The organism is Halorubrum sp. CGM5_25_10-8B (genome assembly GCF_005435095.1).
GTDB classification, from domain to species: Archaea; Halobacteriota; Halobacteria; order Halobacteriales; family Haloferacaceae; genus Halorubrum; species Halorubrum ezzemoulense.
The window spans coordinates 55,107-67,665 of the sequence record NZ_SGTY01000012.1 but is presented as its reverse complement, the minus strand read 5'-3'; the positions used below and the strand labels follow the sequence as shown (position 1 = coordinate 67,665).

Here is a 12,559-nt window from a genome sequence, read left to right as displayed (position 1 = left end):
TTTGCCCGCCCGACGCGTAGTCGTCGCCAATGGAACGCGAAGGGGCCGTCGACCGTCTGGAGTCGCTCGTCGACCGCGTCGCGGGCGAACCGATGCCGGTGCCCGTCCGCGAGGTGTGGGCGTTCGGCGACGTGGCGCTCGGACTCGACCCGGTCGACCGGCTCGACGTCTATCTCACCAAGGACGTGATCATGGGCGGCGACGGCGACGCGGCCGCGGCGTTCGAGGCCGAGTACGGCGTGAAGGGCGTCGGCACCACCGTCGACGCCGAGTGGGCCGAGGCGCACCCGGACCGCGTGCGGACGAGCGACAACGGGTACGCCGCACCCGAGAAGTGCCTCGCGGCCGAACTCCTTGACGACGACGAGCCGATCCACTTGGAGGTGTGTAACGCGGGCTTCGAGGACAACGTCCGGCAGCGCCTGAAGGGCGCGCTCGCCCGGGACGCCTACGAGGAGGTGCTCGACCCCCGCGGGGTCTGCCTGTGGGTCGACGGGGAGCGCGACGACGAGGCCTTCGACCGCCTCCGCGAGGCCTCGCTCGCGATGCCGACGCTACCCGCCGCGCTCGGGATGCTCGGCGCCGACGAGGAGGCCGCGACCGAGGCCGCGGACGTGTTGAAACGACAGCGCACAGAGCAGGAGGGCGCCTCGGTTCGCGGCGACATGGTGTAAGGCGGACGCACCGCGACGCTATTTATAAATCGAACCCGGTGCGGTGGCGCGCGCCTCCGAGCGGCCGCCCTCGGCGGCCGCGAGACAGCACGCGCGAGGGAGTCGGCCGGCCGGAGCGAAGCGGAGGCCGGCCGACGAGGCTGGGGAGGCGTGAGGCGCGGTGCGGGGCGGGACTCAAAGTGGCAGTCGCGAGGGCGAAGCACGGCGCAGTACGCACCGCAGCGAGCAACGCGAGCGAGGAGCGCAACGAGCCGCGCGAGCGAGGAGCGCAACGAGCCGCGCGAGCGAGGAGCGCAACGAGCCGCGCGAGCCCTCGCGGCTGGGGCTTTGGAGGAGTTCGCCGCCGATCTACAACCAGTCATTTATACCCGGACGGCTGGGGCTTTGGCGGTGTCGGCCGCCGATCTGCTACCGTTCATTTATATATCAAATTCGGAGTCAGCCTCTCTGACTTATAAACAACCGCCCGTCGGCGTCGGTTCTGGTTTCCTCTTTCTCTCAGCTCACTCGTCCGACCGTCACGTCGAACGGGACGTACTCGACGCGTTCGTACTCCGCGGCGCCGATGGCGTCGACGACCTCGCGGCCCATCTCGCGCCAGCGCCCGCGGAGGTCGTCGTACGCGCGCTCGGAGGTCGCGGCCACCAACTCGTCGCGGTGGTCGGCCAGCCCCGCGCCGGAGGCCTTCCGCGCCGCCGACCGCAGCGCGGCCTCGGCGTACGGCGGCTCGGTCCGCTTCTCGTGGACGTAGCGCCGAGTGCGCACGTCGACGAGTCCCGCCGCGTCGAACGCCTCGCGGACCCGGTCGCCGAGCGCCACGTCGGTGTCCACCCCGTCGACGTACGCCTCGCGGGCCTCGCGCTCCAGTCGCTCCTCGGCGTCGACCGTCGAGGCCACCCGCACGTCGGCGTTGTCCGGCTCGACCGCGGCGACGAGGTCCCCGGAGGCGCGGGCGAGCTCTCGGACCGCGGCGGTCGGGTCCGGGAGGTTGATCAGCAGGGCCTGACAGGCGGCCAGGTCGACCGCGTCGTCACCGACCGGGAGCCGCGTGGCGTCGCCCGCGAGGTAGCCGATCCGGCCGTCGCTCTCCTCGCGGGCGACCGAGAGGAGCTCTCGGTCCGCGTCGACGCCGAGTACGTCCGCGTCCGTTTCCGCGGCCAGCACGCGGGTCAGTTCTCCGGTACCGCAGCCGACATCGAGGACGCGCTCGCGGCTCGATAGCTCCAAGTCGGCGAGCGCGTCGCGACCGTCCTCCCACATCCCGCGGCGGGTGTGTTCGAGGTACTCGGCGGAGAAGCGTCGCACGCCCCCGCTTCGGCGCGGGCGAAAATAAACGTCCGGAGATCGACCGCCGCTCGATTCCCGGTCGGGCCGTCACGGCTCGTCGGCGTCCCCCTCGCCGCCGTCCGTCTCCCCTCCGCTGCCGTGGCCGCCGAATCCCAGCATGTCGGCGGCGAGGACGGCGGTCACCCCGGCGCAGTAGCCGACAAACGCGCTGCTCAGCCCGATCGCGGCGAAGCTCACCGTCACGTCGCCGAGCGCCGGGTTCCCGCCGTTGACGCCGGGGACGCCGACCACCGTCCCGACGAGGACGAACCCCCCGAGGACGACCGCCGGCACGACGCCGACGGTCAGACAGGCCGGCCCCCCGCAGCGCGCGTACGCCCCGGCGGCGGCCAGCGGCCCGGGCGCGTAGAACACTAACGGCGGGAGGAGCCGGTCGGTCAGCGCGGCCGCCGTCGTCGCGCCGACTGACTCGGCGACGAAGGCGGCGACGAGCACGAGGGCCACGACCCCGGCGAATCCGACCACCAGTCCGACCGCGCGGCCGCGGCGACGGCCGACCAGCAGCGCTCTCGTGGTGGACATGCCCGCGGATCGCCCGCGAGATAACTTAAAACTGCGTCGGACGGACGGCGTCCGCGGAGACGGCGGCGTCTCGGTCGCGGTGCCTCAGTCGCGCCGGAGTTCGCGCACTCGGTCGATGTTCCACGCGAAGCTCTTTCCGTCCTCGGTCGGCGTCTCCAGCGCGAGCGGCACGTCCGCCAGATCGGGGTGGTTGAGGAACCGCTCCATCCCCGCCTCGCCGATGTGCCCCTCGCCGATGTGGGCGTGTTCGTCCTTGTTGGTGCCGCACTCGTGTTTCGAGTCGTTGAGGTGGACGTACTCCAAGTGTTCTAACCCGACCACGTCGTCGAACTCGCCGATCGTCTGGTCGACCGCCTCGGGCGTCGAGAGGTCGTAGCCCGCCGCGAACGCGTGTGCGGTGTCGACGCAGACATCGATGTCGGTCTCGGTGCGGTCGATGACCCCCGCGAGGTGCTCGAACTCGCCGCCGAGTTTCGTTCCCGCGCCCGCGTCGCTCTCGATCAGGATCGTCACGCCGTCGGGCACGTCGAGGTCGTCTATCACCGACGCGGCGTTATCGAGGCCGCCCTCGACGCCGGCCCCCGTGTGCGCGCCGAGGTGGACGTTCACGTACGGGATGCCCAGCTTGTCGGCCGCGTCGACCTCTTTTTGCATCGAGTCGAGCGACTTCTCACGGAGCCCCTCCTTCGGCGTACAGAGGTTCACGAGGTAGGAGGTGTGGATCACCCACGGCCCCTCCAAGTCGCGTTCGGTCCCCTCGCGGAACCGTTCGGCCTCCTCGTCGCCGATGTCCGGGTCCTGCCACACCTGCGGCGAGTGGGTGAAGATCTGTCCACAGTTGCCGCCGACCTCGACCTGGTTCGCCACGGCGTTGTCCACGCCGCCGGCGATGGAGACGTGCGCGCCGACCTTGAGACTCATACCGATCACACGGGGGCGGTCGAAAAAGCCCCTTCGGAACCGGGCGGTCCGCGGTCGTTCGCGGTCGTCCCCGCCGTCACCCGCCGCCGCTCCCCGATTTCCACGTCTTACCGCCGCTCCCCGCTTTCCACGTCTTGCCGCCGCTCCCCGCTTTCCGCATCTTACGCGCCGCCCCCGGGTCGCGTCCGGGCCCATTCCTCGTTCCGGTACTTCTCCGCGGCGATTTCCTCGGCCCGCTCCAGTTCGTCGTCGGCCCACGACCCGTCCGCGTCGACCGTCGCTCCCGGAGTCGCGTCCGCCCAGTCGGCCAGCGCCGCCTCGACGGTCGCCACCGCGGCCGCGCGGTCGACATCGACCAGTTCGTCCATCCCGACGACCCGGTCTCGGAACGCCTCGGGAGTCACCGACGGATCGGCGAAGACGCCGAGGTGCCGCGGCGCGTCGACCGAGAAGGTCAACGACCCGTGCTGGATCACCGCCTCCCGCTTGCGGTACTGCGCGTTTCCGGCGATCTTGCGGAGCTCGTCGCCCTCCGGTCCCGGGGCCACCACGTCGTGTGCCGGGTGGAGCTCGCGGAGGTAGCAGGCGGGGTGATACAGTTCCGGCACCGACTCGTCGACGTAGTCCGCGTCGACGCCGAGCCGGTCGAAGGCGTCGAGGACCGGCTCGCAAAGAAGGTGGTAGCAGTCGAGCAGTTCGCCCGGCACCGTCTCCGCGGGGACCGCGATAGAGTAGGCGATATCACCCGTTTCGTCGTGGTAGATGCCGCCGCCGCCGGTCTGCCGGCGCGTTGCGTCGATCCCCTCGCGCTCGCAGAATCTCCAGTCGACCGTCTCCGGGTCTTGGTGGCGGCCGAGGGTGAGACAGCTCGGCTCCCAGCGGTAGGTGCGGAGCGTGGCGGGGCCGCCGGCCGCGGCGGTCTCGGCGGCAACCTCGTCTAACGCCATCTGCATTGGGCCAGGGCGGGTCTCCTCGCGGATCAGCCGCCAGTCGACGGCGGGCGCGGTCATGTCGACACCGTCGGCCGCCGCTCCGAAAGCGGTTGCGCTCGGCCCAGCGGTCGGCCCGAACGAAATTCGATATCGCGATATACGCTATACCAGTGGATGTCGTCGAACGCGCGCCCCTTTTACGAATCGCCGGAGTAGGGGCGCGTATGGTGCGAAACGTCGCCGGCGACATGGCCGACCTCGACCCCGAGGACTTCTACCTTCTCTCGGGCGTCGAGCAGGGGATGCGCTTCTCGGAGTGGGTCCGTCGCGACAAGCTCCCGGACTACGCCGACCTGACGCGCGAGGAGGTCGACTACCGCATCGACCGCTGCCTCGACCGCGAGCTGATCGAGCGGAAGACGATCCAGTACGAGGGGTACCAGCTCACCTTCGAGGGGTACGACGCCCTGGCGCTCCGGACGTTCGCGGAGCGGGAGACGATAGACGGTGTGGGGGCGCCGCTCGGGCTCGGCAAGGAGGGCGACGTGTACGAGGCGCAGTCGTTCCGGCCGCTCGCCCTGAAGTACCACCGCGAGGGGTACACCAACTTCCGCGAGGTGAACCGCGAGCGCGAGTACACCGCCGACCGGGACCACGTCTCATGGCTGTACACCGCGCGCAAGGCGGCCGAGCGCGAGTACGAGGCGATGGAGTCGCTGTATCCGGACGTCTCCGTCCCCCGGCCGGTCGACCACAACCGACACGCCATCGTGATGGAGAAGTTCGCGGGCGTCGAACTTTCGCGCGCGAAGCTCGACCCCGAGCAGGCGGTCGGCGTCCTCGATCTGATCTGCCGCGAACTCGCGACCGCCCACGAACTCGGCTGGATCCACGCCGACGCCTCCGAGCACAACGTCGCGGTCGCCGAGAGCGGGATCACCATCTTCGACTGGCCGCAGGCGGTGCCCGTCGACCACGAGAACGCGCGGGAGTTCCTCGAACGCGACGTGGAGAACCTCGTCCGGTACTTCGGTCGGAAGTACCCGCACGAGGTGCCGCGAGAGGCCGACATCGAGGGCATCGCCGCCGCTATCGCCGACGGCTCGTTCGAGAGCGTGCGGTCGTTCGGCGCCGAATAAAGCGGATAGCGCGATACGAAATCCGGCTTGGCCGCGGTTCGTCCCGCTCGGCTGCCGTTCGTCACGTCCGCACCGGTCCGCGGGGTCTCGCCGACCGTCTGGCGAGGTTTTAGGCATACCTAAGATTCGAAACCGCTTTAATCCTTTAGGGTGGCCTAAATCGTATGCAACCAGACGCGGACCGACTCACCGGCACGCGACGCGACGCGATCAGGTACTGCGGCGCCGTCGCCGGCGCGGGGCTCCTCGCCGGGTGTAGCGGGAGGGAGACGACGCCGAGCGGGTCCGAGAATGAGGCCGGTTCCGCGGACGGAGGCTCCGGCGGCGACTCGCCGGACACGTACACGGCCGCGATGGCCCCGGTGGGCGAGGTCGAGTTCGACGCGGTCCCCGAGAGCGTGTCGGTGTACAGCCTGCTGTACGCCGACCTCGCCGTGGCGCTCGGCCACGGCGGGGCGGTGAACTCTCTCGGGTTCGACGCCGACGCGGGCGGGAACACGCTCGACGCCTACTACGCGAACCTCGACGGCGTCTCCTTCGATCGCGAGGGGATCACGCAGCTCAACTCCGGTTCGGGCGGGGGCATCTCGGTCGACCGCGAGCTCCTCTACGAGCTCGACTCCGACCTCCACCTGGCCGACCCGGCGCTGTTCGCCTCCTTCGACGGCTGGGACGAGGAGGACGTGGCCGAGGTCCGGGAGCGCGTCGGGCCGTGGTTCGGAAACAGCTACAGCCGCCGGCACGCCGCGCCGCCCGAGGCGTACCGCGACCGGTACGAGTACTACACCCTCCCCGAGATCGGCGAGCGGGTCGCCGCCGCGTTCCGAGAGTCGGAACGCTTCGCCGCGCTCGACGCGGTCCGCGAGGACCTGATCGAGACGATCCGGAGCGACCTCCCCCCGGCCGAGGAGCGGCCGACCGTCGCGACGCTCATCTACATGGACGGGACATACTACCCCTCGCGGACCGACGAGCCGGGGTTCGCGAACGCGCACGTGCGTCCGTTCGACGTGCCCGACGCGTTCGCCGGCGACGACGTCACCTACGAGACGGCATACGACCACGAGCGACTGCTGGAGGTCGACCCCGACGTCGTCCTCCACCAGTACGGGATCGCCTCTTACTACGACGTGGGCGCTGTCCGCGAGGAGCTGTCGGACCACCCGGTCGCCGGCGACCTCTCCGCGATAGCGAACGACCGCTTCTACCCCTCCGGCGATCCGGTTCAGGGCCCGATCATGAACCTGTTCCAGCTGGAGATGACCGCGAAACAGCTGTTCCCGGAGCGGTTCGGTGAGTGGCCGACGTACGAACGCGGCGACGACTACCCGGAGATCCCCGCCGACGAACAGCTGTTCGACCGCGGCGAGGTCGCCTCGATCGTCGCCGGAGGGGGCGAATGAGCGGCCCCGCCGAGCCCGAGGCCGCCGACCGCGACGTCGTCGTGGTCGGCTGTGGGCCGGCCGGCTGCGCCGCCGCGGTGTTCGCCGCGCGCGACGGCCTCGACGTGACCGTCTTCGACCGCGGCCGGTCGTCGCTCGCGCGGTGCGCGCACCTCGAGAACTACCCCGGCTTCCCGGCCGGCGTCGACGTCGGAACCCTCTCCGACCTTATGCGCGAGCAGGCCGAGCGGGCGGGCTGTGCGGTCGTCGACGACCTCGTCGAGACCGTCGAGCGGGCGACCGACGGCGGGCCCGGAGAGCCCCCCGAGGGCGACGCGCCTCGGTTCGTCGTGACCCCGCAGGAGGGCGACCCGGTCACCGCCCGCCGGGTGGTCGCGGCGACGCGCTACGACGGCGAGTACCTCCGCGGGCTCGACGAGGACGGCGCGATGTTCGAGGCACGCGATCGCGACGGCGAGACGCGCGAGGACTTCGACCGGGAGTACGCGGACCGAGACGGGAAGACGCCGGTCGAGGGGCTGTACGTCGCGTCTCCGTCGGACGCGGACCGGCAGGCGGTCACGGCCGCGGGCCGGGGCGCGCGGGTCGGCAAGCGGGTGGTCGCCGACGCCCGGATCGACGACGGTTGGTGGCCGGCGGCGGCCGAGGGCGTCGACTGGGTCCGCCGCGAGGCCGAGCGCGAGGGCGAGTGGACCGACCGGGAGCGCTGGGTCGAGTGGTTCGACGAGACCCACGCCGACGGCCCGGTCGACCCCGACTCCGAGCGGTTCGCGCGCGTCCGCGAGGCCGCGGTCGACGACGCCCTGTCGGCGTACGTCGACGCGGACGAGGCGGCCGCGCGCGCCGCGGCCGGTCACCGCGCGCTCGCCGAGCGACTCGACCCCGAGGCGGTCGTCGACGCACACGGGCCCGCCGCGCTGCTCGACGCGCTGGACGACGGGGCGGTCGCGGCGTACGCGGGCGGCGACGGGTCGACGCGCCGCGAGCCGACGGAGGCCCGCGATGAGCAGTGAGGGGTCGCGGACCGACGGCGGGCGGGTGACGGAGGGCGAGGGTCGGGCGGTCAGCGGCGAGTCGACCGCGAGTCGACCGGGCGGGCGCGGTCGGCTCGGGTGGCTCTTCGAGCCGCGGCTCGCGACCGTGGCCGCGGTGAGCCTCTTCATAGTCGTCCTCGCGGGGCTCGTTCAGGTGAGCTTCGGGGCATACTCGATGACGGTCGGGCAGGCGTGGCGGGCCGTCCTCGACCCGGCCGTCCTGCTCGACCCGCGGTGGTTCCTCAACTTCCTCCTCGGCGAGGAGCCGATGCGGGCGGTCACGGGGTTCCGGGGCGAGCTGCCGGAGCTCGCGCGCGAGACGCTCGTCGTCTGGAGCATCCGCCTGCCGCGAGTACTCGTCGCCGTCGTCGTCGGGATGAACCTCGCCGTCTCCGGCGCCATCTTCCAGGCGGTGACGCGCAACGAACTCGCGAGCCCGTTCATCCTCGGCGTCTCCTCGGGCGCCGGGCTGACCATCCTGCTCACGCTCGTCGTGTTCGGCGGGCTCTCGGCGTTCCTCCCGCTGATCGCGGCGCTCGGCGGATCGGTCGCGTTCCTGATCGTCTACGCTATCGCGTGGAAGAACGGGACGAGCCCGGTCCGGCTCGTGCTCGCGGGCGTCATCGTCGGGACCGTCTTCAACAGCCTCCAGACGGGGCTGTTCTTTTTCGCCGACGACATCGGCGTCGTCCAGTCGGCGATCCAGTGGACGACGGGGTCGCTGACGGGGACCGACTGGGAGCAGGTCCGGACCGCGCTCCCGTGGACGCTCGTGGCGGTCGTGCTGTCGCTCGTCGGCTCGCGGCAGCTGAACCTCCTCCTCCTCGGCGAGCAGACGGCGAAGTCGCTGGGGATGTCGATCGAGCGGGTCCGGTTCGCGCTCTCCGGCGTCGCCGTGCTGGCGGCCGCCGCCAGCATCGCGGTAGCGGGGATCGTGAGCTTCGTCGGCCTCATCGTCCCGCACGTGGTCCGGAACCTCGTCGGCAGCGATTACAAGCGGGTGATCGTCGGCTGCCTGTTCGTCGGCCCGGCGCTGATGGTCGGCGCCGACGTCGGCGCGCGCCTCGGGGTGAGCGTCCTAACCGGCGCGGACGCACAGATCCCGGTGGGGATCGTCACCGGGCTGGTCGGCGGCCCGTACTTCCTGTATCTGATGCGGCGGCGGCAGAACGTGGGTGAGCTCTGAGTGTCCATATTCCGTGCGAACGCGACCGAACCGGAGGGATCGAGCGGCAAGACCGAAACGCGCGGCGCGAACGGCCCGCGCGACGGGACCGGACAGACAGGGGCCGGTGACGCGACCGGACCGACCGGAGCCGGCGACGCGACCGACGCGAGCGACCTCAACGCCGAGGACCTCGTGGTGGGCTACCCGACCGCCCCGGAGCCGGTGATCGACGGCGAGTCGATCGCGGCCGAGCCGGGCGCGGTGACGGCGCTCGTCGGGCCGAACGGCTCCGGGAAGAGCACCCTCCTGAAGGGGTTGGCGGACCAGATAGCGCCCGACGACGGCTCGGTCCTGCTCGACGGGCGCGACGTCCAGTCGATGGACGCGAAGCCGCTCGCGAAGCGGCTCGGGCTGCTCTCGCAGGAGCGCACGTCGCCCGAGAGCATCACCGTCGAGGACCTCGTGTACCACGGTCGCTACCCGCACCGGGGGTTCTTCGAGCGGACGACCGAGGAGGACGCTCGCGCGGTCGAGCGCGCAATCGACCTGACGGGCTGCGGCCACCTGCGCGACCGCGAGGTTGGGAGCCTGAGCGGCGGGCAGCGGCAGTTGGCGTGGATCGCGATGGCGTTGGCGCAGGACACCGACGTGCTCCTCTTGGACGAGCCGACGACGTTCCTCGACCTTCACCACCAGATGGAGGTGATGGAGGTAATCGAGACGCTCCGCGACGAGAGCGATGTCACCGTGGTCGTCGTCCTCCACGACATCGAGCAGGCCGCGCGGCTCGCCGACCGCGTGGTCGCGCTCAAGGGCGGGGAAGTCCGGGCGCGCGGCCCGCCGGAGGAGGTCGTCACGGAGGACCTGCTCTCCGAGGTGTTCCGCGTCGACGCCGACGTGGTCGGCACCGACCGCGGGCCGCGAGTCACGCCGATCCGCGCGCGCCACGAAGAGTGACCGGAACCGGTGCGGGGGAGCGACACGGTTTTAGGTCGCCCTAAAGATCGGAACGGTTAAATTGGTTTAGGCTAGCCTAAAAGTATGCGCAGAATCGACGAGGCAGTCGACGGACACACCCGGAGAGCGTTCGCGAAGTACGGCGGGACGGTCGCCCTCGGCGGACTACTCGCCGGCTGTGCCGGCGGCGGCGCGGAGTCCGATCCGTCGGGGTCCGACGGCGGCGACGAGAGCTACGCCGCGTCGATCTCGCCGACCGGCGAGGTGACGTTCGAGTCGCCGCCCGAGACGGTGTTCACGCGGCTCACTCACCACGCGGGCATGGCGTTCGCCCTCGGACGGAGCGACGGGCTCACCGCGATGCACGCGCCGGACTACTACAACGGGCTCTGGAACCAGTTCGTCGAGCGGCTCCCCGGCGTCTCGCTCGACTGGTCGGGGCTCTACTCCTCGTGGCAGCCCGACAAGGAGAAGCTGTACGAACTCGACAGCGACGTCCACCTCGCCGACCCGGCGTGGATCACCCGGCAGGACGCGTGGAGCCGCGAGGACGTCGACGAGATCGCCGAGCGCGTCTCGCCGTGGTTCGGCAACTCCCTCTCCGACCGCCACCAGGAGCCGACGGGCGAGTGGGCCGACGGGTACCAGTACTACGGCCTCTGGGAGCAGTTCGAAATCGTCGCGGAGGCGTTCCGCGAGCGCGAGCGCTACGAGGCGCTCGCGGCCGTCCGCGAGGAGCTCCTCGCGACGATCGACGATGGGCTCCCGCCGGAGTCGGAGCGCCCGACCGCGATCATGGTCGCGGCCGCCGACATCGAGCAGATCTACGCGTACACGCTGAGCAACCCCGGCTTCCTCACGTCGCACACGCGCCCGCTCGGGCCGCGCGACGCCTTCGGAGGGAGCGTCGAGTCCGGCACGGTCGTCGACTTCGAGACGATACTGGAAGCCGACCCCGACGTGATCCTCTACCTCGGCGGCTTCGAGCCCGGAACCGACATGGCCGGGCGGCGGGCCGCCTTCGAGGAGGACCCCGTCGGCTCGGAGGTCACCGCGGTGAAGAACGACCGGATCCACCCGCAGGGCGCGCGGTATCAGGGACCGATCCTGAACCTCTTCCAGCTGGAGATGACCGCGAAGCAGCTGTACCCCGACGCGTTCGGCGCGTGGCCCCGCTACGAGGAGGGCCCGTACCCGGAGATCCCCGAAGGCGAGCGGCTGTTCGACCGGCAACGGGTGGCCGACGCGATCAACGGAGAGCTGTAGATGCGCGCCCGCGAGTGGACCGTCGCGGCGACGTACGGCGACCCGACCGACTACGACGTGCCCGCGCTGCCGACGTGGCGCGTCGAGCGCGGCGAGTGCGGCGGGATCGCGTTCGCGGCGACCGACCGCGACGAGCCCTTCATCGCCGCGGAGCGGCCGGTCCGAGTTCGCCGATGACCGCGGGATCGTCGGCCGCTCCGGCGCGCCCGATCGACGCCTCGGCCCGCTCGGGTCGCGTCGGCGACGCGACCCGCGACCGAAGGCCGTATCTCGTCGCGGCGGCGTCAACGGGTATGGACTCGAACCGCAATCGGACCGGCGACGCCTTCGGACGTGGACGGGTGAGCGGGCGATGACGGCGGGCGCGACCGGAGCGGCCGAGGGCCCGGACGGCCCGACCGACGAGCGCCCGCGCGAGCGCGACGCGGTCGTCGTCGGCGGCGGCGTCGCCGGGCTCTCTGCGGCCGTGTACACCGCTCGGCAGGGGCTCGACACGCTCGTCGTCGACCCGGGCGGGTCGATCCCCCGCCGGAACGCGCGCCTAGAGAACTTCCCCGGCTTCCCGCTCGGCGTCGACCCGCGCCGCCTGCTGGACCTGCTCGGCGAGCAGGCGGAGACCGCCGGCGCGGACCGGCTCGACGCCCGGGTCACGCGGGTCTCGCTCGCCGACGGGGACCCCGACACGGCCGACGACGGAGACGCGGCGAACGGCGCCCGCTTCGCCGTGACCACCGACGAGGGCGACCGGATCGGTGCCCGACGGGTCGTCGCGGCGACGAAGAACGAGGTGGGGTATCTGACGGAGCTCGACGGCGTCGATATCGTCGACCGCGGGAAGGCGTACGTCGACGCCGACGAGCGCGGGCGGACCGGCGTCGACGGGCTGTACGCCGCGGGACGGCTCGCCCGCAAACCCCACCAGGCAGCGGTGTGCGCGGGCCACGGCGCGGAGGTCGCCGTGACGCTGTTGGAGGAGTCCGACGAGCCGTTCTACCACGACTGGGTCGCGCCCGAGGGGTACTTCACCGACCGCGACCGCGACGTGCCGCCGGGCTGCGAGGAGATCGCCGCCGCCGAGCGCGAGGCGCGGGAGTCGGCCGCGCTCGACGCGACGCGCGACCGGTTCGCCGAACCGCACCCGGACCCACAGGAGACGCACCCGAGCCTAGAGGAGTGACCGACCCGATACCGAGGAC

General features: G+C 71.5%; 13 protein-coding genes. 9 read left to right on the top strand and 4 right to left on the bottom strand.

Features of this window, described 5'->3' with window-relative positions:
- Positions 1-29: 29 nt before the first annotated feature.
- Positions 30-674: a hypothetical protein gene (locus tag EXE51_RS12345; RefSeq protein ID WP_049932397.1), complete on the top strand. Its 645-nt coding sequence runs from the start codon at positions 30-32 to the stop codon at positions 672-674.
- A gap of 498 nt (positions 675-1,172) precedes the next feature.
- Here EXE51_RS12345 and EXE51_RS12340 read toward each other — a convergent pair whose 3' ends face one another.
- From EXE51_RS12340 to EXE51_RS12325, 4 genes are all read right to left on the bottom strand, one after another.
- Entirely contained in the window at positions 1,173-1,979 is an 807-nt protein-coding gene (locus EXE51_RS12340; RefSeq protein WP_137692772.1) for a class I SAM-dependent methyltransferase, read from the bottom strand.
- Between the two features lie 69 nt (positions 1,980-2,048).
- On the bottom strand, positions 2,049-2,543 hold the full coding sequence (locus EXE51_RS12335; protein WP_049932393.1) for a hypothetical protein: 495 nt from the start codon (positions 2,541-2,543) through the stop codon (positions 2,049-2,051).
- Positions 2,544-2,627: 84 nt separating this feature from the next.
- Positions 2,628-3,464 (bottom strand): deoxyribonuclease IV, encoded by an 837-nt coding sequence (locus tag EXE51_RS12330; protein ID WP_049932392.1) that lies wholly within the window; start codon positions 3,462-3,464, stop codon positions 2,628-2,630.
- 161 nt (positions 3,465-3,625) lie between these two features.
- Positions 3,626-4,474 (bottom strand): biotin/lipoate A/B protein ligase family protein, encoded by an 849-nt coding sequence (locus EXE51_RS12325; RefSeq protein WP_137692771.1) that lies wholly within the window; start codon positions 4,472-4,474, stop codon positions 3,626-3,628.
- A gap of 146 nt (positions 4,475-4,620) precedes the next feature.
- On the opposite strand from EXE51_RS12325, the gene EXE51_RS12320 reads away from it, so the two are divergent.
- The 8 genes from EXE51_RS12320 (at position 4,621) to EXE51_RS12290 (ending at position 12,540) form a co-directional block, all read left to right on the top strand.
- Positions 4,621-5,535 (top strand): serine/threonine-protein kinase RIO2, encoded by a 915-nt coding sequence (locus tag EXE51_RS12320; protein ID WP_089307962.1) that lies wholly within the window; start codon positions 4,621-4,623, stop codon positions 5,533-5,535.
- Between the two features lie 164 nt (positions 5,536-5,699).
- On the top strand, positions 5,700-6,938 hold the full coding sequence (locus tag EXE51_RS12315) for an ABC transporter substrate-binding protein (RefSeq protein ID WP_137692770.1): 1,239 nt from the start codon (positions 5,700-5,702) through the stop codon (positions 6,936-6,938).
- Positions 6,935-7,951 carry an FAD-dependent oxidoreductase gene (locus tag EXE51_RS12310; RefSeq protein ID WP_137692769.1) on the top strand — a complete coding sequence of 339 codons (1,017 nt, stop codon included), beginning with the start codon at positions 6,935-6,937 and terminating at the stop codon, positions 7,949-7,951. Before EXE51_RS12315 ends, EXE51_RS12310 begins: the two co-directional genes overlap by 4 nt.
- Positions 7,941-9,158 (top strand): iron ABC transporter permease, encoded by a 1,218-nt coding sequence (locus EXE51_RS12305; protein WP_137692768.1) that lies wholly within the window; start codon positions 7,941-7,943, stop codon positions 9,156-9,158. Before EXE51_RS12310 ends, EXE51_RS12305 begins: the two co-directional genes overlap by 11 nt.
- Entirely contained in the window at positions 9,159-10,097 is a 939-nt protein-coding gene (locus EXE51_RS12300; protein WP_094579876.1) for an ABC transporter ATP-binding protein, read from the top strand.
- Between the two features lie 84 nt (positions 10,098-10,181).
- Complete coding sequence (locus tag EXE51_RS12295; protein WP_137692767.1) at positions 10,182-11,363, top strand: ABC transporter substrate-binding protein; 1,182 nt, start codon at positions 10,182-10,184, stop codon at positions 11,361-11,363.
- Positions 11,364-11,540, top strand: a complete 177-nt coding sequence (locus EXE51_RS17785) for a hypothetical protein (RefSeq protein ID WP_169514834.1) — start codon at positions 11,364-11,366, stop codon at positions 11,538-11,540.
- A 175-nt stretch (positions 11,541-11,715) separates the two neighbouring features.
- Complete coding sequence (locus EXE51_RS12290; protein ID WP_137692766.1) at positions 11,716-12,540, top strand: FAD-dependent oxidoreductase; 825 nt, start codon at positions 11,716-11,718, stop codon at positions 12,538-12,540.
- The last annotated feature ends 19 nt before the right edge of the window (positions 12,541-12,559 follow it).